A 23,375-nucleotide genomic window follows, 5' to 3' on the forward strand; every position below is an offset into this window, starting at 1 on the left:
GCTTCCTCCTACCAGAAGATGAGATTGACGATCACGAGTAAAACGGCCACAACCACGGCCCAGAAGATTGGACGCTGCCACAGCGGAACTTCATCCTCGGCAGGGATGACCGTGGCTCCATAGACCAGTCCGTTGAGCTCCTCATCGGACTTCGCCTTGCCCATATAGCTGACCACTACGGTCACTACAACGCAGATGATCCAGCTCCACAACGCGCGATACAGATTCTCGGCCATCGGCTTGGCATCCGGTGAAAGCGCGATATACCGCAATGCACCGGGATCTTTATAGACCCAGACCCACATCACGATCGAGGACAACGTACCGATCAACAGACCCCAGAAGCCGCCGGCGTTCGTGCCGCGCTTCCACAGCATGCCCAGGATCACGGTTCCAAACAGCGGCGCAATGAAGAAGCTGAACAACGCCTGCACGTAGTCCATGATCGAAGCCGCATTCATCACCAGGTACGCCGTCGCTACCGACAGCAGCATACCCACCACCGTGGACGCACGGCCCACCATGACGTAGTGCTTGTCGGGAGCATCCTTCTTCATGAAGGCGCCATACAGGTCATAGGTCCACACCGTGGAGAAGGCGCTGACGTTGCCCGCCATGCCGCTCATAAAGCCCGCAACCAGCGCGGTGATGCCAAGGCCCAGAAGTCCCGGACCACAGTAGCGCACCAGCATCAGGGGAAGAGCTTCGTTGAAGCTGTGCTGACCGGTGCGGATAGCCTCGCTCTCCGAGACCAGGTGCATCAGCGTTCCATCAGGATTGCGCAACACGGCAATCGCGAGCACGCCCGGCAGAATCACGATCAGCGGCACAGCCATCTTGAAGATGGCGCCGATGATGGGAGCCATCTTAGCCGCGCGCAGGTTATTGGCCGAAAGCACACGCTGCACCACCAGGAAGTCCGTCGTCCAGTAGCCGAAGCTGATGACGAATCCAAGACCGAAGACCAGTCCGGTCCAGTGGATACCCATCGCGTTGCCCTGGAAGGTGCCGGTATTGGCCCACAGATGCATGTAGCTTTCGTTGCCGATCTGCGCAGCGATCTGGTGCTTCAGGTTGGTCCAGCCGCCGGCCTCGATCAGGCCGAGAATCGGCACCAGCGCCGCGCCCGCCCAGATGAGCACAAACTGCAGCACCTCGTTGATGATGGCCGAACGCAGACCGCCGAGCATGACATACAGGCCGACCGTAAAGGCGCCAACCCAGATGGAGAAGTTGATATCCCAGCCGAGCACGACCTTCATTACCAGCGCCATGGAGTACATGTTCACGCCGCTCATCAGCACCGTCATGACGCCGAAGGTCACCGCGCTTACCCCACGCGCACCTTCGCCGAAGCGGAGCTGCAGATAGCCCGGAACCGAGTGCGTCTTGGAGATGTAATAGAACGGCATCATCACGATGCCCAGGAACAGCATCGCCGGGATCGCGCCGATCCAGTACCAGTGCGTAGCCAGAAGGCCATACTGGTAGGCCGTTCCTGCCCATCCCATCAGCTCCAGCGAACCCAGATTCGCCGAAACGAAACTGAGTCCAGCAATCCAGGCCGTCATCTCACGGCCTGCCAAGAAGAACTCTTCGCTGGTATTGGCTGAATCCTTCACGTAAAAGCCGATGAAGATCACCAGCACGAAGTACATCAGCAAAATCAAAATGTCGGGCCAGGACAAGGTAGCAAGCTGCCTGGCACTCAAGAGCGCGAGCGCGAGATGGGTCATAATTTGCGGTTCGGTCTGCGAAACCATCATCTACGATAGACGATTATTTTCGTAGGCCGAATTATATCAACAGGGTTTTATCTTTGGCTCCCGGAGAATACGTTTACTCATTAAGACGTATAAACCGCAGAGATAGCTGGCTTTGTGCAGATCCAACAGGATTTTACGTTCAGCGCAACGATTTCTCGACATGGCTCCAAACGGGTGGCCCGGATCCCCGTTCCGCTTGCTAACGGAGGCAGTGCGGAACCTCTATGAACTCTGTTCGGGTCGGAGTGAAGCTGAGCGAAGAAATCTGCTTCTCCTACACATCGCTCAGTGTTATCGGGCAATATGAGCGCTGAAGGCGCGTTCCATACCAGCCTGGGGCAACGCCCGGTCTCTTGGCACATTGAACGACGAAGGGCTGAAGGCCCGCTCTATAGCTCCTCAATGAAGGTGCCGGCCTTTGTCGACAAACCCTCATCTTGATTTCAGCGGTCCGATAAAAACAGATTTCTCCGCTGCGCCGCGAAATGACAAAACAAAAAGCGGCTCGAGCTGTAGCTCGAGCCGCCCATCTCCGGGTCCCCGACGAACAAGTTCGTTGGGGTGGTCACTCGTCTAATGCGCCGACCGGTAGTTCCCGTATCCCACAATCACCGTCGAAAAAATCAGTAGCCCTACACCGCACGCAAGCACTGCCTTCGCCCGCGGGCTCGCCGACTTCCACTCCTTCAGACTCACACCCCAGATCGCCGCAAAGATGATGATCGAAGCCATATGCAGCGTCCAGCTCGAAAAGTCATACTTGCCCATCTTGGTCTGACCCATCGAGTAGAAGAAGAACTGGAAGTACCAGATGATGCCGGCTGAGGCAGCACAGAGATAATTCTTCACCAGCTGCCCGCCGGTAAGTTTGTTCACGCCACCCACCTGAGGATCAGAAACCGCACCCGAGAGCTGTCCTGCCGAGCGCTTTCGCAGGATCAGCCACGTTGACCATGCAAGGTTCGTCGCAAAGCCGCCCCACAACACCACGATCAATACCGGCAGGTTCTGCCAGAGATCGAGCCTGCCCTGCGCGCGCAGCTCCACGGCGGCGATGTCGCCGATCGGCTTGCCTGCCGCCAGACCGAAGGCAAAGAACGAGCTCATGATGCCGGCGAAGACCGCAACCACAATGCCCTTCCCGAAGGAGAGATCTTTCTGCTGCTCGCTCGTCGGTGTCTCATCGGCGGTGTCACGGTCCTTGTAGTAGCCGGCAAGGCCATTCACCGCGATCGCCAACAGACACACCCCTACGCCCAGAAGAATGATCTGCCCGCCGGTCTGGCTGGCGATGACACTGAGCTGCCCTGCCAGCATGGGTGGGATCAGCGTGCCGAAGGCCGTGCAGAAACCCAGCGCAACCGCATATCCAAGCGCGATACCGAGATAGCGCACCGCGAGTCCAAACGTCAGGCCACCGAAGCCCCAGGCCACGCCATAGAGAACGGCATGGACGACGGCCTCACGCGGCGCGCGGGACAGAATCTCGCTTACATGCGGAACAAAGATCCAGGCGATGACCGAGGGAGCGATGAGCCACGCAGCGACGCCCTGAATGATCCAGTAGATCTCGAACGACCAGCGCCGGATGGCGCGAAACGGAATGAAGTTACTGGCTGACGCAAGACCGCCAAGCCAGTGATACAGGACGCCGAGCAGAGGTCCGGGCATGCAAACTTCCTTTAGCTGCAAAAGATAGGTACGGCTATGCTGAAAAACACATGAGACGGCTCAGGCATCAAAAAGAGCTTGTCTCCATTAGGTGAATAGTTTCTCATGTGAATTCACACTCTGGTAGTATGTGCGTTGCAGTAACCGAAATCATTTCCAAGGACCCTAGCGATGGAACGAAGCGTGTCATCTCTTCCGCAGGAGAAACAGGAGCGCGTGTGGCGCGCTCTCGATGGACTCCAGATCGAGATTCCATCGTGGGGCTTCGCCAATACCGGAACCCGCTTCGGCAAGTTCATTCAGGCGGCCGCCGCCACCAACCTGACCGAAAAGTTCGCGGACGCCTCCGAGGTTCATCGCCTGACCGGCATTACGCCCACCGTTGCACTGCACGTGCTGTGGGATCTCCCCGGAGGCGAAGGCAGCGTTGCACAGGTCAAGGAGCTGGAGCAGACCTACGGTGTGCGCGCCGGCTCCATCAATCCGAACCTCTTCCAGGATCAGGAGTATAAGTACGGCTCGCTTTGTAACCCTGACCCCGTTGTTCGCGAAAAAGCCGTACAGCACATGCTGGCTTCGGTCCGCATCGCCAAGGCTCTCGATTCGCGCGATATCTCACTATGGGTCGCCGACGGATCGAACTATCCCGGCACGCAGAGCATCTCCCGCCGCATCGGCTGGCTGGAAGAAGCACTGAAGGCCACCCATAACGAAATGGCTCCGACGCAACGCCTGCTGGTGGAATACAAGCCCTTCGAGCCCGCCTTCTATCACACCGATATCGCCGACTGGGGCATGGCCTACTCGCTCGCTAAAGCCGCCGGACCGCAGGCCGTCGTCCTCGTCGATACCGGGCACCACGCCCTGGGCACCAATATCGAGCAGATCGTTGCGTGGCTGCTGCACCTTGGAGTTCTGGGCGGCTTCCACTTCAACGACCGCAAGTTCGCCGACGATGACCTCACCATCGGATCGATCGATCCCTACCAGGTCTTCCGCATCTTCCACGAGATTCTGAGCTACAAGACCTGGAACAAGGTCCACGAAGACCAGATCGCCTACATGATCGATCAGAGCCATAACCTCAAGGGCAAGATGGAGGCTATGGTCCAGACCGTCATGCAGGCGCAGGAGCTCTTCGCCCGCGCCGCCCTGGTCGACCAGAACCTGCTCGCCGAGCTGCAGGATAGCTGCAAGCTGGTTGAGGCCGAGGAGCACTTCCGTGGTTGCTTCTATACCGATGTCCGCCCCATGGTCGCCGAGTGGCGCCAGTCGCGCGGTTTGCCCGCAAATCCCCTCGAAGCCCTGCGTACCAGTGGTTACGTGGAGAAAATTACCGAAGAGCGGGCGGCAAAAAACAGCAATACCCAAAGCTCTTACGCCTGAAACATAGGCAGCCACGTTCAGGTTCCTTCATAATGGAAGGCACCTGAACGTGGCACCTAAAGGCAAAAGCCGGCAGCTCTATCTGATCCCTGTTCTCTCCAAGGCCCTCGACATCCTCGAGATGCTGCAGCAGAGCCAGGGCATGACGCTCGAATCCATTCACAAGCAGACGGGTATCTCGAAGACCACCGTCTACCGCATCCTGAAGAGCTTCGTGCACCGCGGTTACGTCTCGCAGAGCGCCGATGGCACCTACCGGCATGTCACGCGGCAGAAGAAGCTGCGCTTCGGCTTCGGCAGCCAGAGCAGCGAGATGCCCTTCGCCATCGCTGTCGAAAAGAGCCTGCGCAAGGCCGCGGCCGCTGTCGGCGTCGATCTGCTGGTGCTGGACAACTCCTACGACGGCGCCACCGCCGTCGCTAATGCGGAAAAGTTTGTGCAGAGCCAGGTCGATGTTGTCATCGAGTGCCAGATCGACCAGCACGTGGCCCCCATCATCGCCGACCGCATCGCAGCGGCCAACATCCCGATGATCGCGGTCGACATCCCTCATCCGCACGCCATCTACTTCGGTGTCGACAACTATCGCGTCGGCTATGCCGTAGGCGAGGTCCTCGCCGAACATGCCCTTGAGCGCTGGAAGGGCAAGATCGACTGGATCATTGGCCTCGATCTCGCCGAAGCAGGCCCCATGGTGCAGAGCCGCATCACAGGCGTCTTCGAAGCCCTGCGCAACCGCCTGCCCGAAACACCGGTCGAGTGCTTCGTCCGCATCGACACCCGCGGCCTGCGCGATAAAAGCTCCATCGCTGTCCTCGAGTTCCTCAAACGCCACCCGAAAGACCGCCGCATCCTCATCGCTGCGGCCAACGACACAGCTGCTCTGGGCGCGATCGACGCAGTCCGCAAGCTGGGCCGCGAGAAGCAGGTCGCCGTCGCCGGCCATGACTGCGTGGAAGAGATGATCGCCGAGCTTCGCCGCAACGACTCCCCGGCAGTCGCCTCCGTCTCGCACGAGGTCTCACAGTACGGCGAATACCTCATGCGCCTGGGCCTCTCCCTGCTGCGCGGCGAGATCGTGCCCCCCTACAACTTCACACAGTACGAAGTAGTCAGCCGCGAAAACCTGCCGGCATCGGGTTCCTGAGAGAGTCTCGGCAAAATTGAAGAACGGGCGTAGGCATTGGCCAGCTCTGTTGGCCAATAGAAGCGCCTTCAGCGCTTGAGTCTTGCTTAAGGGCATGGCTTCAGCCATGCCGTACCCATAGCCGGAAATGCGCGGCTTTAGCCGCTGAGGTCAGTGATGGAGCTCTCGATTGCCCTCAGGGGCTGAAGCCCCTGAACATCCCCACTCTTCTGACGGCATGGCTGAAGCCATGCCCTTAAGCAAAACGAAAAACATCAGATCGCAAAACGAACACTGCAAATCGTCTTTTGCGCGATGGGCAACACCTTCCTTTTCTAGAAACTGTTTACCTATTGACACTGGTATGTCAGGTTCACTAGAGTTCGCACCTGAGGGAGTAAGCTCGCCAGCATGAAATCTCAACTCTGCAAACAGCTGCTCCTGCCGGCGGCTGTCTTGGCTTTTGCCTGCTGTCACGTCTCTGCCTACGCGCAAGCCGCACCATCTCTGCAAGCCATCCAACAGGGATTTCTGAATCCGCCCAACGAAGCCAAACCCATGGTGCGCTGGTGGTGGTTTGGCCCCGCGGTCGAGAAGCCCGAGATCCTGCGCGAGCTGCAGCAGATGAAGGCCGATGGCATCGGTGGAGCAGAGCTCGCCTTCGTCTATCCCGAGGTTCTCGACGACCCGGCTCACGGCCTGAAAAACTTCGCCTTCCTCTCACCGGAGATGCTCGATGCCGTGCAGTACGCCCAGGCAGAGGGCCGCAAGCTCGGTCTGCGCATCGATGTCACCCTCGGCAGCGGCTGGCCCTACGGCGGCCCGACGGTCACCCTGCATAACGCAGCAATGCGCCTGCGCACCATCGTCGCAGCCCTGCCTGGTGGAGCTGCAAGCGCGCCTCTGCCCGCACTCAAGGAAGGCGAGAGCATCATCTACGCCGCAGTCGTGAACGGAACGCAGTCGAAGTGGGACGCCTCTGCTTCATCGCCCGCAACACTCGACTCCGAGGCCGCAAGGGTCACTCCCGCGGAGACACCTCGCGTGATCCTCTTCTTCGTCCAGAGCCACACCGGCCAGATGGTGAAGCGCGCTGCCGTCGGCGCCGAAGGCTGGGTGCTCGATCCCTTCAGCAAAGAGGCCGTCGCCACCCATCTGAAGACAGTCGGCGAGCCACTCGTCAAAGCCTTCGGCAACACGCCTCCCTACGCCATCTTCTCCGATTCGCTTGAAGCCTACGGAGCCGACTGGACGCCGACACTTCCCGAAGAGTTCCGCAAGCGCCGCGGCTACGATCTTCTGCCGCACCTTCCCGAACTGGTAGCAGGCGACACGCCCAACTCCGCGAACATTCGCCATGACTGGGGGAAGACGTTGACCGAGCTGGTGAACGAAGCCTACCTGGTACAGATCAACGACTGGGCCAACCAGCATGGCACGAAGTTCCGTTCGCAGACCTATGGTGAGCCCGCCGTCTCGCTCTCGAGCCAGAAGCTGGTCGCTCTGCCCGAAGGCGAAGGTCCACAGTGGCGCACCTTTTCGACGCTGCGCTGGGCAAGCTCCGGCAATCACGTCCTCGGCAACAACGTCACCTCCGGCGAAACCTTCACCTGGTTGCACTCGCCCGTCTTCCGCGCGACACCCCTCGACATGAAGGCCGAAGCCGACATCGACTTCATCATGGGTGAGAACCAGCTCATCTTCCACGGCTGGCCCTACTCGGCGCCGCAGGTGGGTGAGCCGGGATGGTCGCTCTATGCTGCCGCGGTCTTCAACGATCACAACCCGTGGCATCCGGTCATGCCAACGGTAAATAACTACATCGCCCGCCTGAGCTACCTGATGCGCCAGGGCAAGCCCGCCAACCAGGTTGCCGTGCTGCTGCCGACCGACGATGCATGGGCAGCATTCAAGCCGGCCAAGGTAACCGTCACCGGAGCGATGCAGGACCTTCTTCCCAGGGAGATGCTGGGTGCGATCCTCTCCGCCGGCTACAACTTCGACTTCACCGATGCCGAAGCGATTGACCGCCTGGGAGTACAACACAGCATTCTGCTGCTGCCGCCAACGACACGCATCCCAGTCGCTACACTGCGCAAGATCGCGGCCTTCAAGGCAGCCGGAGGCAAAGTAGTCGCCTTCGGTCACACACCTACACTTAGCCCTGAAGGAAAGTCTTCAGGCGAGCTCACGAAGCTGGCCGCTTCTATCTTTCCTTCAACAGCCAACACAACAGCCGAACTGACTGCAGCCTTACATCAGGCGGCAGTTCCTGACCTCGCCTTCGAGACCACGGACTTCGATCGCAACGCGATCGGCTTCATCCGGCGCAAGCTTCCGACCGGCGATATCTACTTCCTGACCAACACCAGCAACCGCGAGATCAAAGCGACCGTCAGCTTTTCCACCAGCTATGCCTCTGGCGTTGCGCTCGATCCGGAGACTGGTCACACCCTGCCCAGCAAGATCGCACCGAAGAAGCTCACGCTGACACTGGCTCCTTATGAGTCGAGGACATATCTCTTCGGCAATGGAGTAACTGCCGCCACGAGCAAGGCCACAACAACGGCATCGGCTGCTCCCATCGATCTTAGCCGCGACTGGAGCGTCAGCTTCACCGGCACCGGCAAGACCGAGACACAGCACACACTTACAGACTGGACCGCGAGCGATGCCACGCAGCACTACTCCGGCGAGGCCGTTTACACGCGCAGCTTCCAGGTCGAGAAAGCTCCGTCCTTGGGCGTGTATCTCACCATCACCGGCGGCAGCGCGGAGCCTGGAGCTCCGGATGCTCCGCCGACGGCTGAGAAGCGCGAGGGCATTCCTAATCCCCTGGTCACACGCACCGGCCCCGGCACACGCGCCTGGTACAACCCGCCCATCCGCGAGGGAGCCCTGCTTGTCGTCAACGGTAAGCCGGCAGGCGCGCTGTGGCATCCGCCCTATCGCCTGGACATCGCTTCCCTGCTGCAGCCGGGCGAGAACAAGATCGAGATCCATGTCTACAACACCGCGCTCAATGCCTGGGCCGCACTTCCGCCGCATGACTACAGGCCGCTGATCGCCAAGTACGGCGACCGCTTCCAGATGCAGGATCTCGACAAGGTCAAGCCCGTTCCGTCAGGCATTCTCGGCAACATCGAACTCGTATTTGAAGCGCAGCGATAACAGGAAACTCATGAAGAAGACACTTCTTTCCCTCCTTGCTTTGGCCTGCACCACCGTCTCTGCTACGGCCGCAACCTTCTCCGTCGCCAAATACGGAGCCAAGGGAGACGGCGTCACGCTGAATACCAAAGCCATTCAGGGCGCCATCGACGCTGCCGCTAAAAACGGCGGCACCGTCACCTTCCCCGCGGGCACCTACCTGACCGGCGCCATCTTCGTGAAGTCGGGCGTAACGCTGCAGATCGATAAAGGCGTCACCATTCAGGGATCGCAGAAGCTCGAAGACTATCCCATGCGTCCCACGCGCGTTGCCGGCATTGAGATGACCTGGCCCGCGGCCCTGATCAACGTCTACCAGGAACACAATGCCGCCATCACCGGCGAGGGCACCGTCGACGGTGACGGTAAGGTCTGGTGGGACGGCTACTGGGCACTGCGCAAAGAGGACGATCCCAAAGGCCTGCGCTGGGCCGCGGACTACGACGCCAAGCGCCCTCGTCTGATCGTCATCTATGACTCACACGATGTGAAGCTCGGTGGCGGGCTGCTGCTGAAGCGCCCCGGCTTCTGGACCGTGCAGGTGGTGTACTCACACGATGTGCTGGTGGACGGCGTCATCGTCCGCGCCAACGAAGGCGGACACGGCCCCTCAACCGACGGCGTCGATATCGACTCCTCCCGCAAAGTCACCGTCGCCCATGCCGACATTGAGAACAACGATGACGCTATCTGTCTGAAGGCCGGACGCGATGCCGACGGACTGCGCGTCAATCGCCCCACGGAAGACATCATCATCCGCGACTCACTCATCCGTGTCGGCGCCGCTGGTGTGACCTTCGGCAGCGAGACCTCCGGCGGCTTCCGCAACATCGAGATCTACAACCTGCACACACTGAAGGGCGTACCCTCGGGCATCCTCTTCAAGTCAGCACGCACCCGCGGCGGCTTCGGTGAGAACATCCGTATCCACGACCTGGTGATGGAAGACACACCGACCGTGCTACGCATGACCATGAACTGGAATCCGAACTACAGCTACACCAAGATTCCCGACGGCCTGACCAACTACCCGGACTACTACAAAGTCCTGACGACGCCGGTTCCCGAGGAGAAGGGCATCGCTTACTTCCACGATGTGCACATCTGGAACATCAAGGCCACCGGTGCCAAGATGGTCTTCGACGTCGCCGGCAATCCTAAGAAACCCGTTGAGCGCTTCGAGATCGATCACCTCGACGTACAGGCTGCAACCGCGGGACACATCAGCGCCGCACGCGATTGGAACCTGCACGACCTGAAGCTGCAGATCGCCGATGGCAGCTCCGTCGCTCTGGACGACACCCAAAACATCAAGGGCCTCACCGAAGGCTCAAAGAAGAGCGATGCCAACGCTCAAACCCCGCATAAATATGAGGACTAACCCACGCATGAAGACATCGCTTCTCTTCCGCGCCGGAGTTGCATCGCTTGCTCTCGCCGCTGTCTCCATCTCTGCGCACGCGCAGCAAGGCCCGAAGCCAACGCCGGAGATGCAGGCCATCATCGACAAAGATAACGGCCGCCACTTCGGCACCTCGCCCGAAGATCCGGGGCCGCTCGCGAAAGACATCTCTCCCGCATTGACTCCTGCCGCTATCGACAAGGTCATGCGCAAGGTCGCTGACTGGCAGCTGAAGGAATCACAGCCCTACTTCGACAAGATCTGGACCTGGAGCGTACTTTACAGCGGCTTCATGGCCGCCTCCGACTCGCTTGGCGATCCGAAGTATCGCAACGTCATGGCGGAGATGTCAGAGAAGTTTGAGTACCAGCCGCGCAATCCCGACAAGCTGCCGAACGCCGACGACATCAGCATCGCGCAGACCTACGCCGAGTTGTATCTCGCCGGCGGCAAAAAGGACGCGAAAATTATCGCGCCCACCATCCACACCCTCGACACCGTTATGCCGTTGGAGACACTGCGTCCCGGCGATCCGCGTATCCCCTGGTGGTGGTGCGATGCGCTGTTCATGGCTCCGGCCGTGTATACCCGCATGTACGCCGCAACCGGCGATCACAAATACATCGACTACATGAACGCGCAGTGGCAGCACACCTATGACCTGCTGTGGGACAAGGACGAGCATCTCTACGCGCGTGACGCGAGCTACATCCCCAAGCGCGGGCCGAACGGACAGAAGATCTTCTGGTCACGCGGTGAAGGCTGGGTTATCGCCGGTCTCGCCCGTACACTGCAGTTCCTGCCCAAAGACGATCCACGGCGTCCCTTCTACGTGCAGCAGCTCAAGGACATGGCCGCACGCGTCGCTGAGCTGCAGGACAAGGACGGACAGTGGCATGCAAGCCTGCTCGATGCGGAGCACTTCCCTGCGGCCGAGACCTCAGGTGCATCTCTCTTCGTCTACGGCATGGCTTACGGCGTGAATGAAGGCATCCTCGACAAGGCGAAGTATATGCCGGTGATCAGGAGGGCATGGGCCGGACTGCTCAACAATGTCTACGCCGACGGCCGCCTGGGCAACATCCAGCAAACCGGCGCCGAGCCCGCCTACTACCGCCCCAGCGCCAGCTACACCTACGGCGTAGGCGGCTTCCTGATGGCCGGCAGTGAGCTGAAACGGATGGCGAAGAAGAAGTAGTCGGGATCAGCACCGCTTCGGGTGCCCCATCCATTGCATAGCAATGGGTGGGACATTCGGGGTCCCCGGCGAACTTGGTTCGCTGGGGTGAACCATTCGAGCGAAGCTCGAACCGCTTTATTTGCGATCTCGTATTGTGTTGGATGAATCTGCTTTCTCCAACACATTGCCCTCAGCGGCTAAAGCCGCACGTCGTTTAGTGCTGTTTCGGCACGGCTTCAGCTGTTCAGTTCCATGACATCCTTTACACCTTGTCTCCAGACATCCTTTACAGGTTTATGCCTGTTTAGGGGTGTTTTTGGATGGCATGGAGGAAGGTGGAAGTGGAAGCGCAGCGATTGCGGTTTGTGGAGGCGGCGATGATTGGAGAGCGATCGTTTTCGTCTCTGTGTATGGAGTACGAGATTAGCCGTCCGACGGGTTATCTGTGGCTGAAGCGATACCGTGAGCATGGAGCGGCCGGCATGCAGGAAGCCAGCCGCAGGCCTCTGCTGAGTCCCCGTCAGAGCCCTGCCGAGTTGGAAGAGCAGATCGTGTCTTTACGGCGCCAGCATCCTGACTGGGGTGCACGTAAGCTTCGCGTTCTGCTCGGCCGATCTGGGGTGAAGGTGCCATCGTCGACCGTACATCGAGTGTTGCGTCGGCACGGTCTGATCCACCGGCTGGACAGCCATCCACAGGCCACTGGCAGCTTCTGTCGCGAGGCGCCTAATCAGCTCTGGCAGATGGATTTCAAAAGCCCTAAGGGATGGAACGCGCATCTTGGCCCCTTATCCGTGTTGGATGACCACAGCCGCTATGCCTTGGTGTTGGAGCAACTGTCCTCGGGTGAAGGTCTCGTCGTCCAACAGAGGCTGGATAAGGCGTTCTCTGACTGTGGGTTGCCCGAGGCCATGCTGATGGATCACGGCCAGCCCTGGTGGAACGCGCAGTCACCAGGAGGATGGACGCAGCTATCCGTGTGGCTGATGCGGCTGGGCATCCGGCTGTACTTCTCCGGAGTCCGCCACCCGCAGACCCAGGGTAAGGTGGAACGCTTCCACGGTGCCCTGGAGCGGGCACGGAGAAGGTGCGGGCCGATGGATACGCCGCCTGGCCAGTCATGGCTGGACCGCTTCCGGGAAGAGTACAACCATGTTCGTCCCCATGAAGCGCTGGACATGGAAACGCCAGCAGACCACTGGCACCCCAGCCAGCGAGAGTACACCGAACCACGTAACCCCGCGTATGCCCCGGATGCCGAAGTGCGCGAGCTCAACAGCAACGGAGCGCTCTGGCTGGACGGACGCAGCTGGCAGGTAGCCGGAGCCCTGGCTCATCAGCCTGTCCGTCTCGCTCGCATCGATCAACGCATCCTGATCTTCTACGGTGACACGCCCATCCGGGAACTCGACCTCACGGGGCAGGGTTCCACGATCGTGGAACCCTGCCCCGCAAACTCACTCAATCTGTAAAGGATGTGTGGAGACAAACTGTAAACCATCTCTGGAGACTAGACAGCTTCAGCCGTGCCCTTAAGCAAGACCATCCTGCCGCGTTGATAAAGAATACTTAGAGATGAGGCTTCCCCTCCTCGCACAAGAGCGGCTACGCATTGCGTAACCATTTCGCGCTGCAGGCGCGAATGCCTTGCTTAAGGGGACGGCTTCAGCCGTCCCGTACAGGCGCAATAAGCAGGCGGCTTTAGCCGCTGAGGGCATGGCTGAAGTGATTGCTTAATCCCATTCAATCGACAATTCGAACCAAGCAAAAGAGGCACCCCATCGGGGTGCCTCTTCCCATCTTTACTTCTTACTACTTAGCCTTCTCAATCTCCACACCAAACACATACGTCGGTCCAAACATATTCGACCGGAAGATCACCATCTTCATATCCGGCGTGAAGCTTACATTCGGCTCCAGCGTGTAGTTATGCTTGCTCATATTCACCAGCTTCTCCGACTGGAAAGCCCATGGCTGTACATACTCCGGACCATCCACCATGCCCTCGCTCTGGACCTTCTTCGCGTGAAAGAGATAGATCCACTCGCCATCAGGAGCGCGAGCGACCTGGTGCGGATCACCGCCGTCACCTGTAAACAGGCCAGCCTTCTCATTCACGTTGAAGTGAATTGACCACTCGTTGCGGTCCATGTGGTACCAGTTGCGCTTGCCGGTCTCCAGGTTCAGAGAGGCCAGCCAGAAGTCCTCGCCCTTCGGCGTCTGCAGATCGTAGTAGACGGTCTTTCCATCCTGTCCCCAGAACTCATGTCCCGCGATCTCCATCGCCATGGTGCGCTTATGCATAAGCTGGTTGTGCGTGCCGTCAGTCCAGATGGTCCAGATGCGATCGACCTTCTGCCACGGGCCCTCATGGCAGTACATCAGCAGCTTGGGATCGCTGGGAGAGAAGAGCAGATGGTTCACCCAGTCAGTCGAGTGCAGAAGCGGCGTGACCTTGCCGTTACGCAGGTCCAGCGTATAGAGCACCAGCGGAATCCTCGCCGCCAGGCGACGCTCCATCATCTCGCCCTTATTCAAAGGCTGATCCAGCGGGCTGGTCTGCGAGACGCCCGCAGAGGGCTGTCCTGTTGATGTACGTCCGTTGCGGCCATACTGCTCGTTCGGACGATCTTCTTCGTCATAGGTGCCTGCGGCCAGCGTCTCATCGGCGTTCACCGAGACGATGTTGCCGCGCGGCGGCAGCTTGGCCAGCATGGTGGTCTCACCGGTATCGACGTTGGTCTTATAGACCGCGCGCTCCTCATTCTTCACATAGAAGATACTCTGCGTCTTGTGGCCTACTTCCAGCGTACGAACCTTACCCTTCACCACGCTGCGCGTCTTCATGGTCTGCAGGTCCAGCACCGAGATACCCTCAGGCGTGGTGTAGACCATCTCCTTACCATCAGGGGTATAGGCATTGACGTTGAAGTAGAAGCTGGCGGAGCCGGGCTCATCCGTCAGACGGATGACGCGGTGGCCAGTGTCCTTATCGATCCAGCTCTTGGGAGGATGCGCAATCTCCTCCTGTGTGGGGCGCTTTTCGGGAGGACGACGGTCGTTGGGGAGGTTGAAGTCTTGCGCGGCAGAGAACGCCGGACAAAGCAATACGCCGGCGGCAAAGGGGACGAGTGCAGTTACCTTGAAGCGCATACAACATACTCCTGCGGTACAGATTGAATGCCAGAAAATTAGGCCCCACATGACAGCGGTCATGCAGGGCCCATGAATTGAGGAGGCTACGTTAGAAGTTGAGGTGACCCGCGAGCTGGAAGCTGCGCGGTGTGCTGGCACTACTAACTCCGGTGATGGTTCCGAATGCCGTGGTTCCCCACTGCGCATTCGGATTGCCTAAAACAGGATGATTCAGTACGTTCGAAGCCGTTACTTCAAACTGGAAGTTGATGGCTTCACGGATCGGAATCGTGCGACGCAGCGCGGCATCCAGAGTAAGAGCCGCGGGATTCTTCAGGCCAAATGGCTGAGTACGCGATGCATTTCCCAACAGGTACACAGGAGTGCTTCCGGTGGAAACACTCCTCGGCGCCTGGAAGGCATTCGAGTCAAGGTACTTGGCCGCGGAGCATCCCGCGCCGCCAAGGTTACAGGCGATGCTTGTGCCCCCTTTACCGTAGTTGTTCCCCGTACGTCCTGACCCGACATACGACGGATTCACGTCGGGCATGCAACGTCCCTGAAGAGGATTGGATCCGGTTGCAGTCGACAGCGTGTTGCAGCTTGCGTCCGTATTCCACACCACCGCGACCGGCGTGCCGGTGCTGTAAGTAAAGATGTTCGAAAGCTGCCAATCGCTGAGCAGCAAGCGCGTCGCCAGATGGTTACCACCGAATCCGTTCTTACCGAACGGCATCTTCCAGACGCCATAGGCATGGATCGTGTGCGGCGACGAGATGGTCGTCACACCGCGATCGATGCGATCCTGCGCCCAGCTCTGCGTACCACCCGAGATTGCGGCCTGCGGAATCGCGAAGCCGCTGCGGAAGGTCCCATCGTTGCCGACGTTCTTCGACCACGTGTAGTTGAAGTTGAAGGTAAGCCCACGCGACATGCGCTGCTGCACGGTTACCTGGAGAGAGTTGTAGCTGAAGTTGCCAACGTTGCCCCAGGTATCCGTAACACCGGAGTACTGTGGAAACGCCGTCAGTCCTTGAGCGATTGTCGCCGCCCCACCATTGCTGGCTGCTGCAGCGTCCTGGAAATTCTGTGGAATTTTGATGCCCGGCATAGCGGCCTGTGCCTTGGCAACATTCGCCGAGGTAGCCGGTGCGATCAGGATCGGTGTCTTGCCGTCAGTGGCCGTTACGCTTCCAAGGCCGGCAAGGTAGATCGGGTTGAGCTGATTCGACCAATAGCCTCGGGCATTTGCGGCATTGGAGGTCGAGTTAATGAGGTGGTGACTCTGGTTGCCGACGTAGTTGATGGCAAGCACCATGTCCTTCGTCAACGAATGCTGAATGCCCACGTTGTAGAACGTGAAGTTCGGAGCGCGGCCGGAGAAGTATGGGTCGGCGAAGCTTACGCCTTGTCCCGTTACCATTCTTCCGTTGCTCAGGTAGAAGCCCGTGTTGAGACCCAGTGTTGCGGCTCCAGGAGTAGGAGCAGTCGGATATGCCTGACCGCCAAAGAGAGCCGTGTTGGCCCTGCCCATCGTCTGGAAGGCAGAGCTGTTGTTGAGGTAGTACGACGGTCCCGCACCCGCGCCCGTGGTTACTTCCGCCGGCGAGGCAATGCTTGTGTTGAAGCCCAACTGGCCGGTTCCATTGAACGCTCCACCGCGGCCGCCAACGCCACCGCCCTGCGAGAAGACGCGGCCGATTCCGATACGAAGAACGGTCTTATCGTCAAGAGCATAGGTGAGACCTACGCGCGGTCCCCAGTTCTGCCAGTAGGTTTGCACTGGAGTACGGCACTGGCAGCTCGTTGTGGCGCCGCCATAGTTGCCCGCAAACTGGATCGCACCAGGTGTTCCGGTGACTGGATTGGTGAGGTTCGGATTGAGGAAGCTCCAACGGTCCTTTACCTCGCGATAGGGCGGCAGGTAGTCCCAGCGGAGTCCCGCATCCAGCGTCAGCTTCTCCGTGATTCTCCAGGTGTCCGAGACATAGGGGGCGATAGGACGATAACGCCCACCCACTTCACTGACCGGACGAAGCTGCAGACTTGGGCTGCCACCGATTGCACCAAGCAGGTAGCTGGCATAGGAGTAACCGGACGAACTGGAAAGCGTCTGCGAATTCGCTCCGAAGTTCGCGGTTGAAAAGTTATTGAAAACCATCTGCAACAGACCGGTGTAGGTATCGGGATTGGCATTGTTGATCTGCTGCCACTGGACCTGGATACCGGCTGTGACCGAGTGCTTGCCCTTGGTCCACAGAACGTTGTCGAGAACGGTGTAGTTATTCGGCGTCGTCTTCTGCGTCGATACCGCATCACTTGCGCCGGTCCATGTCTGCAGTGCGACCGAGCTTGCTCCGCCGGCAGTAAACGTCATACCTGGGAAGGTCTGGCCCGCCTGCCCGGCAGGCAGATTTGTAACACCTAGATCGCCGATCTGATAGCCCGGGACATTCTGGGTTGCGTTCTTGATGTCCTGGAAGAACCGCACGAAGCCGAACTTCAACTGGTTCACCAGGTTGTTGTTGATGGTGTAGACATCCTGTACGTCGAAGATCTTCGGATAGATGGTTGCGAGATTTCCGCCGGTGTAAGGCTGCGGCAGGAAAGGCGCGCTGTAGTTGTTCAGATAACCGACCTTTCCGATGGCGCCCACGGTCGAGATGCGATGGTTCGGTGTGATCTGAAAATCAACGCGGTAGTCGACCGTAAAGTTGTCGAAGCCGTATGGGACGCTGCCGAGATAGTTATTCGTCGTGCCGGAGTTCGATGGCTGGGGCAGATACTGCTGCGCCGCCTTTGCAAACGGGGACAGATAGCTTGCGGGAATTACGTTGTAGGTCGGGACTCCGTTCTTCGAGCCCTGGAATGGCTGGCGAGTGCAGGTCCCACCGGAACAGCTCGTCGTTGTCGGGTCGAACAAAGCGGGGTTAGAGGTACCGAGCAACTCGGTGAAATCACCCTGACGCTCGAGAAGCGTTGGAATGGTGTAGGCAACAGGACCACGCACCGTACGGTTGTGGTAACGATCGTACGCAGCGAAGAAGAAGACACGCTTCGTGCCCGGCACATGTCCTCCGACACTGGCCGACAGCTCATTCTGGTGATCGACAGGTTTCGGAGCAGCAACCTGCCCTCCCTTGCCATCGGAGACAGTCTGCGCCTTGGTCAACAGTGGCCATGCGTCCAGGGCCGTGTTCCGGATGTAGTCCGAGACCTGGCCGTGATACTTCAACGTGCCCGATTTAATGGTGAAGTTCTGCGCACCCGCGCCGGAGTACTCCACAGGCGGCGTGCTGGTGAGGACCTGCGTCTGGTCGATCGCCTCGATTGAAAACGCCTGCGAGACCAGGCGATTATCACCCTGCTGGCTGACCGTCTGTGCGGGCAGGCCATCGACATAGAGCTGGCCGAGGTAGTTTCCCGTTCCGCCTACGATAGGCAGGCGAGCACCGCCCTGCGCGCCAGGAGCCAGGGCTCCAAATGCAGTCGCGTCGCGCTGGGCGTTGTTGGTCACCAGCGGAAGGTTGGAATATGCTTCGTTTTCGATCGTGAGACCAAGCGATGCGTTCGTTGTCTCCAGCTGCGGCGGAGCCTCGAGAACGGTGATCACGTCGCTGGTCGCGCCGATCGTCAGGGTCACATCGAAGCCGGTAACGATCATCGCGTTGACGGTCAGGTTCTTCTGGAGGAACTCCTGGAAGCCTTCGTGCTTCACGTCAACGGTGTAGATCCCAGGCGGCAGCGGGCTGACGGAATACAGGCCGGCGCTCGTGCTCTGACGGGTGGTCTGCGTACCTGTTCCCTGGTTGGTAATGATGATGGTTGCGTCCGGAACTGCGGCTCCGGTGCTGTCCGTCACTGAGCCCTGCAGGCCGCCTTCACCGCCGGTCTGCGCCGGCAGCATGCCCGGCATCAGCACAACGGCGAGAAGGGCCAACATGCCCAGCAATCGACTCCACCTGGAAGACGCAATGCGCTCACACGGCTCCAAAAAGGTTGTTGCCATACTTCCTCCTGCGACTCCAAATCTTGTCGTTGGATGTCCATCGGAACGCTATTTCGTGAAACGTTTCATTGTCAATAGGGAAGAAGTTTCAGCAGAGGAATTAAAAGCCTGAATTCCCATAAATTTCGCCAGATATATCAGGAAATCGGGATTGTGGACGGCCAGAAACGTTTCCTGAAATTTCCTCGAGAGAGGAGCTTTCCGGGCACAAAAAAGCGGGCGGGGCGCTGTTGCGCACCCCGCCCGCTCCTTTTCTGGGGAAGGACTCTTACTTCAGAGGAATGTCGATCACCTCAATGGTGTTCGCCCCCACGACGTGCTTCCAGCTACCCGCCGTAACAGTCGTCGTTCCCTTCACCGGCTTGATGGTCTCCGGATGATCGATCGCGTTGGTCACATACCAGGTCGCCGCGTGCATGGTGTTGGTGACCGCAGCGCCTGCCTTGGCTCCCGTGACATCCAGCGTCAGCGACTGCGGACGATCACTGGCGTTCACCAGCTTCAGGTAGAGCACCTTTTTCTCCGGCGAGACCGTCGCCGACCAGAAGAACCGGTTCCCCACTCCCTCGGCCTGGCTCTTCGCCACTTGTGTTCCCAGGTGTTCATTGAAGAGCACCTGCGCCCAGTAGCTGGGAGAGCCGTACGAATGCAGCGCGTCATAACCGATCAGATCGCTCGACCACTGCATACCGCCCGGGTTCACGTTCGTAAACAACGGCGCATAGGCAGCCATCACCACCAGGTCGGCATTGCGCTCCATGGAGGTCATCCAGGCGGCATCGCCCAACGCCGCTCCGAAGTCAGGCGTCGGTGAGCCGGTTCGCGTTGCCCACTCGCCCACGAAGATCTTCGGTCCGTTACGGTCGCCGTTGTCGTACTTGTGTACCAGGTCAAAGAACTCGTGCGGGGTCTGGTAATAGTGATCGTCCACCAGGTCCGGCGAACCGCCATGCTGCCATGAAGTCGCAATCAGCTTCAGTTGCGGATACTTCGCGCGAATTGCCTTCTCGAACGGCGGATAGCGCTTGATGTAGCTTCCCGAGCGGTCGAGGTTATCTTCGTTCCCCACCTCGATGAAGCGCAGCTTGAAGGGTTCCGGATGGCCGTCACGCGCGCGGATCGCGCCCCACTTGGTGCTGGCGTCACCGGTCACGTACTCAATCTCATCCAGGGCTTCAGCGATGTACGGATTCAACGCCTCGCCCTCGGCATGCTCGCCGTTCAGCGTGTAGCCGGCGAAGATGGCCAGTACCGGCTCCATCTTCAGGTCTTCACACCACTCCAGGAACTCGAGCAGGCCCATGCCGTCGCTCGACGTATAACCCCATGAGGTCCGCTTGGTGGGACGGCCAACCAGCGGTCCGATGGTCTTCTTCCAGTCGAAGTGCTCGGCCAGCGTGTTGCCCTCGACGTAGTTGCCGCCGGGGAAGCGCAGGAAGTTCGGGTGCATGGCCGCCAGCATCTTCATCAGGTCAGGACGGTTGCCATGCTCGCGGTTGTTGAACGTCGGTTCGAACAGGCTGACCAGCTGCAGCTCAATGCTGCCCTTCTGGGTAAACGTCATCTCCCAGTGGTTGTCCTTGCCCGGAACCACGCCCGCACCGGTCTTCAGGGTGTACTCGTACTTCTTCCAGTCGCCATCAGTCAGCGCCACGGTCGCCTCCGCCAGCGTCGCCGCCGTCTGGTTGGCGATCAGGCGAATGTGTGCCGTCCCCACGCCTGCGGGTTTGGCATAGAACGATCCGCGATAGGTTGCGGAGGGCCGTACCGCCATACCCCAGTAGCCATCGTTGGAGACGCCGGCCTCATTGCCCTTCGACGCCTCGCGCACCACGAGCTTCATGCTCTTCGCCAGCGCCTCGCTCGGCCCACTGTCACCGTTCTCCACCACTGCGGAGGATTCGCCCTGGGTCACTACGCGCCACCACTCAAAGCGAGGCCAGCGGTTGGTGAAGGTGCGGTTGCGGATCAGTTCCGCATACAGGCCACCGTCGTAGCTGAAGTTGATCTCTTCCGTCATCAGGCCATAGAGCGTTGGGCTCACATCAGCCGTCTTCTGCGTGGTGTCCACGCTCAGCTTCGCCGGCTGCTGCGCCGCCGCAACCCCCAGCGCCAGCGCGCTGAGGCCAACTGCCATCCACTTCATTCGCATGTATCTTCCTCGAACGGATTTAAGAAAACGTTATCTCAACCGGCCGGATTTGTCCCAGAAAAACATCCCGGAAACGCAAAACGGGCTCACACACGGTTCGGTATGGACTATACCTTCCCGGCCCCGGCGAAGTACATCCCCCCTTCCCGCCTCGCTGCCGACGTACACTGAAACTCTCAGGATGCAGTTCGAGCTCATTACCATCTTTCCCGGCTTCTTCGCCGGCCCCCTCGACTACGGCGTGGTCTCCCGCGCTATCCGCAAAGGCGTGGTCTCTGCCAATACGCATGACCTGCGCGCCTTTACGCACGACCGCCATCGCACCGTAGACGACCGCCCCTTCGGCGGAGGCGAGGGGATGGTGCTGAAAGCTCAGCCCATCTTCGAGTGCGCCGAATCGATCGGCATCACTCCCTTGGCCGAACGCGACCTCAGCCGCGAGTCTGTCATTCTGCTGGCCGCCGGCGGGAAGCCGTTTACCCAAACCATCGCGCACGAGCTCTCGAAGCTGGAACGCATCACCTTGATCTGCGGACGCTACGAAGGTGTGGACGAGCGCGTGAACACGCTGCTCTGCGACCGCGAGCTCTCTGTGGGAGATTACGTTCTCTCAGGCGGCGAGCTGGGCGCGGCCATCATCCTCGACGCAGTCACACGCCTGCTGCCCGGTGTACTGGGCAATGCCGACTCCGCCCGCTTCGAATCCTTCGGTCACAGCGATGAAGAGATCGAACACACTCTCGAAAGCCCGCAAGCCACCCACGGCAGCGGAGGCCTGCTGGACTACCCGCACTACACCCGTCCCTCCGAGTTCCGCGGCCATACTATCCCCGAAATCCTGGCCAACGGCGACCACGCCCAGGTGCGCAAATGGAGACGGCAGCAACAGCTCCTGAAGACCGCCCGCAACCGCCCCGACCTGCTGGCCAAAGCCGACCTCTCCGAAGAAGACCGCGCGTTTCTGGATTCGCTGTAGGAATAGCCCATACATCGGGTGCCCCTCGATAAGGAAGAAGACTGTGTCAAGGGGTAAAAAGAGCGTACGTCATTATTCGATGCGAGGGCACCGTTTGAGAGTCCAGAGGCAAGGGGTTAGAGGACCGGTGTCTTCTGGGGTAACTCAACGCTGCATCACATCTCTGTGGGGCCTAGCCCCACCAACCATCGATTCGACCGTATACAACAGGCCATGATGCTTCTATGCGGACATCCAGCCTGTGCTGGATGCGAAAGCGCTCACTCAACGTCACGACCATGGATGGCCAGGGGCACCCCCGAGCCGCTCTCGATATGGGCGATCTCTGGATAGCGTTTGTTCAGCCTGAGCATCCAGTAGAGTCGCACTGCTAACCTCCTTGCTGCCGCCACCTTGGCCACTGCTTTCGGCTTGTGGTGGCAGCGAGCCTGATACTGCTTTCGAAATCCCTCATCCAGCCGGCAGGCCGTCTGTGCTGCTTCCACCAGCAACTGGCGCATGAACCGGTTGCCCTGCTTGCTGATGGCTCCCAGTTTGCGCTTGCCGCCCGAGGTGTATTCGCTGGGGATCAGGCCCAGATAGCTGGCGACCTTCCCGCTGTACTCGAACCGGCTCACATCGCCGATCGTCAGTACGAAGGCCATCGCCGTGATCGGGCCGACTCCCGGCTGGCTCATCAACAGCTCCGCCTTCGCATCCTCCCTGGCCGCCTGCACGACTGCCTCATCCAGCTCCTTGACCTGCCGGTCCAGACCCTTCATCAGTTCCAACAGATCCTCCCGTCGACGAGCACTCCAGCCCTCCAGGGGAAGCTTTTCCAACTCAGCCCTCCCCCGAACGCTCCACAGCCGCGACTGCTTCTGTACGCCACGGTTCATCGCCAGGTGCTGCAGCCCGTTCTTCACCCGGGTCCGGATCTCCACCAGCTTGTGTCGGTGGATCAGCAGCTGACGAAGATCCCGCTGCTTGGCTGAAGGCGTCCACAACCGCGGAAACCGGTCCTCCACCAGAAGCTTCAGGATATGGTCCGCATCCCGGCGGTCCGTCTTCTGCTTCCGTACATAGCTGGCTCGGATCTTCGCCGCATCTCCGACCCACACCGTGTGACCCAGACTGCTTAGAAGATCAATAAACCACTGCGCGTTGCCGCACGACTCGATCCCTACAAGCGCTCCTGGAGACAACGACCGGTAGAACCGCTCCGCCTCCCCATCACCGTTGACTAGCTTCGCTTCCCGGTACTCGCCAGTCTCCTGATCTAAAAATGAAACCTGCTGCCACTGCGGATGGAAATCACAACCTACAATCTGCATAAGAAGGCTTCTCCTGATCTTCCCGATAGGTCAGTCCTCTAACCCTTAC

Annotated in this window: 13 protein-coding genes; 7 read left to right on the top strand and 6 right to left on the bottom strand. The window is 59.5% G+C overall.

Translation table 11 applies throughout. From position 1 onward, the window contains the following. Positions 1 to 8: 8 nt before the first annotated feature. Both FTW19_RS24495 and FTW19_RS24500 read right to left on the bottom strand, forming a co-directional pair. On the bottom strand, positions 9 to 1,736 hold the full coding sequence (locus FTW19_RS24495; protein WP_147650176.1) for a sodium:solute symporter family protein: 1,728 nt from the start codon (positions 1,734 to 1,736) through the stop codon (positions 9 to 11). A gap of 603 nt (positions 1,737 to 2,339) precedes the next feature. Beyond that, positions 2,340 to 3,437: an L-rhamnose/proton symporter RhaT gene (locus FTW19_RS24500; RefSeq protein WP_147650177.1), complete on the bottom strand. Its 1,098-nt coding sequence runs from the start codon at positions 3,435 to 3,437 to the stop codon at positions 2,340 to 2,342. A 171-nt stretch (positions 3,438 to 3,608) separates the two neighbouring features. Between FTW19_RS24500 and FTW19_RS24505 the strand changes: the two genes are divergently transcribed. The 6 genes from FTW19_RS24505 to FTW19_RS24530 all read left to right on the top strand — a co-directional run bounded on the left by FTW19_RS24505 (position 3,609) and on the right by FTW19_RS24530 (position 13,213). Then, positions 3,609 to 4,823, top strand: coding sequence for a TIM barrel protein (locus FTW19_RS24505; protein ID WP_147650178.1), 1,215 nt, complete (start codon positions 3,609 to 3,611; stop codon positions 4,821 to 4,823). A gap of 49 nt (positions 4,824 to 4,872) precedes the next feature. After that, on the top strand, positions 4,873 to 5,970 hold the full coding sequence (locus tag FTW19_RS24510) for a substrate-binding domain-containing protein (RefSeq protein WP_147650179.1): 1,098 nt from the start codon (positions 4,873 to 4,875) through the stop codon (positions 5,968 to 5,970). 390 nt (positions 5,971 to 6,360) lie between these two features. Continuing rightward, complete coding sequence (locus FTW19_RS24515; RefSeq protein ID WP_147650180.1) at positions 6,361 to 9,120, top strand: glycosyl hydrolase; 2,760 nt, start codon at positions 6,361 to 6,363, stop codon at positions 9,118 to 9,120. 10 nt (positions 9,121 to 9,130) lie between these two features. Next, positions 9,131 to 10,540 (top strand): glycoside hydrolase family 28 protein, encoded by a 1,410-nt coding sequence (locus FTW19_RS24520; RefSeq protein WP_147650181.1) that lies wholly within the window; start codon positions 9,131 to 9,133, stop codon positions 10,538 to 10,540. A gap of 7 nt (positions 10,541 to 10,547) precedes the next feature. Next, positions 10,548 to 11,759, top strand: coding sequence for a glycoside hydrolase family 88/105 protein (locus FTW19_RS24525; protein ID WP_147650182.1), 1,212 nt, complete (start codon positions 10,548 to 10,550; stop codon positions 11,757 to 11,759). A 302-nt stretch (positions 11,760 to 12,061) separates the two neighbouring features. Then, complete coding sequence (locus FTW19_RS24530; RefSeq protein WP_147649897.1) at positions 12,062 to 13,213, top strand: IS481 family transposase; 1,152 nt, start codon at positions 12,062 to 12,064, stop codon at positions 13,211 to 13,213. A gap of 340 nt (positions 13,214 to 13,553) precedes the next feature. Here FTW19_RS24530 and FTW19_RS24535 read toward each other — a convergent pair whose 3' ends face one another. The 3 genes from FTW19_RS24535 to FTW19_RS24545 all read right to left on the bottom strand — a co-directional run bounded on the left by FTW19_RS24535 (position 13,554) and on the right by FTW19_RS24545 (position 21,031). Beyond that, positions 13,554 to 14,894 (bottom strand): oligogalacturonate lyase family protein, encoded by a 1,341-nt coding sequence (locus FTW19_RS24535; RefSeq protein WP_147650183.1) that lies wholly within the window; start codon positions 14,892 to 14,894, stop codon positions 13,554 to 13,556. A 91-nt stretch (positions 14,895 to 14,985) separates the two neighbouring features. Beyond that, the gene (locus FTW19_RS24540; RefSeq protein ID WP_147650184.1) at positions 14,986 to 18,885 is read right to left on the bottom strand and encodes a carboxypeptidase-like regulatory domain-containing protein; all 3,900 of its coding nucleotides are present in this window, start codon (positions 18,883 to 18,885) and stop codon (positions 14,986 to 14,988) included. A gap of 268 nt (positions 18,886 to 19,153) precedes the next feature. Further along, positions 19,154 to 21,031 carry an alpha-L-arabinofuranosidase C-terminal domain-containing protein gene (locus FTW19_RS24545; protein ID WP_246153477.1) on the bottom strand — a complete coding sequence of 626 codons (1,878 nt, stop codon included), beginning with the start codon at positions 21,029 to 21,031 and terminating at the stop codon, positions 19,154 to 19,156. A gap of 187 nt (positions 21,032 to 21,218) precedes the next feature. On the opposite strand from FTW19_RS24545, the gene trmD reads away from it, so the two are divergent. Further along, a complete protein-coding gene (trmD, locus tag FTW19_RS24550; protein ID WP_147650186.1) occupies positions 21,219 to 22,013 on the top strand; it encodes a tRNA (guanosine(37)-N1)-methyltransferase TrmD in 795 nt (264 codons plus the stop codon). Between the two features lie 260 nt (positions 22,014 to 22,273). Here trmD and FTW19_RS24555 read toward each other — a convergent pair whose 3' ends face one another. Continuing rightward, positions 22,274 to 23,326 (bottom strand): IS110 family transposase, encoded by a 1,053-nt coding sequence (locus FTW19_RS24555; RefSeq protein WP_147650187.1) that lies wholly within the window; start codon positions 23,324 to 23,326, stop codon positions 22,274 to 22,276. Positions 23,327 to 23,375: the final 49 nt, after the last annotated feature.

This window comes from Terriglobus albidus, assembly GCF_008000815.1.
In the GTDB taxonomy this organism is placed as follows: Bacteria; Acidobacteriota; Terriglobia; order Terriglobales; family Acidobacteriaceae; genus Terriglobus; species Terriglobus albidus_A.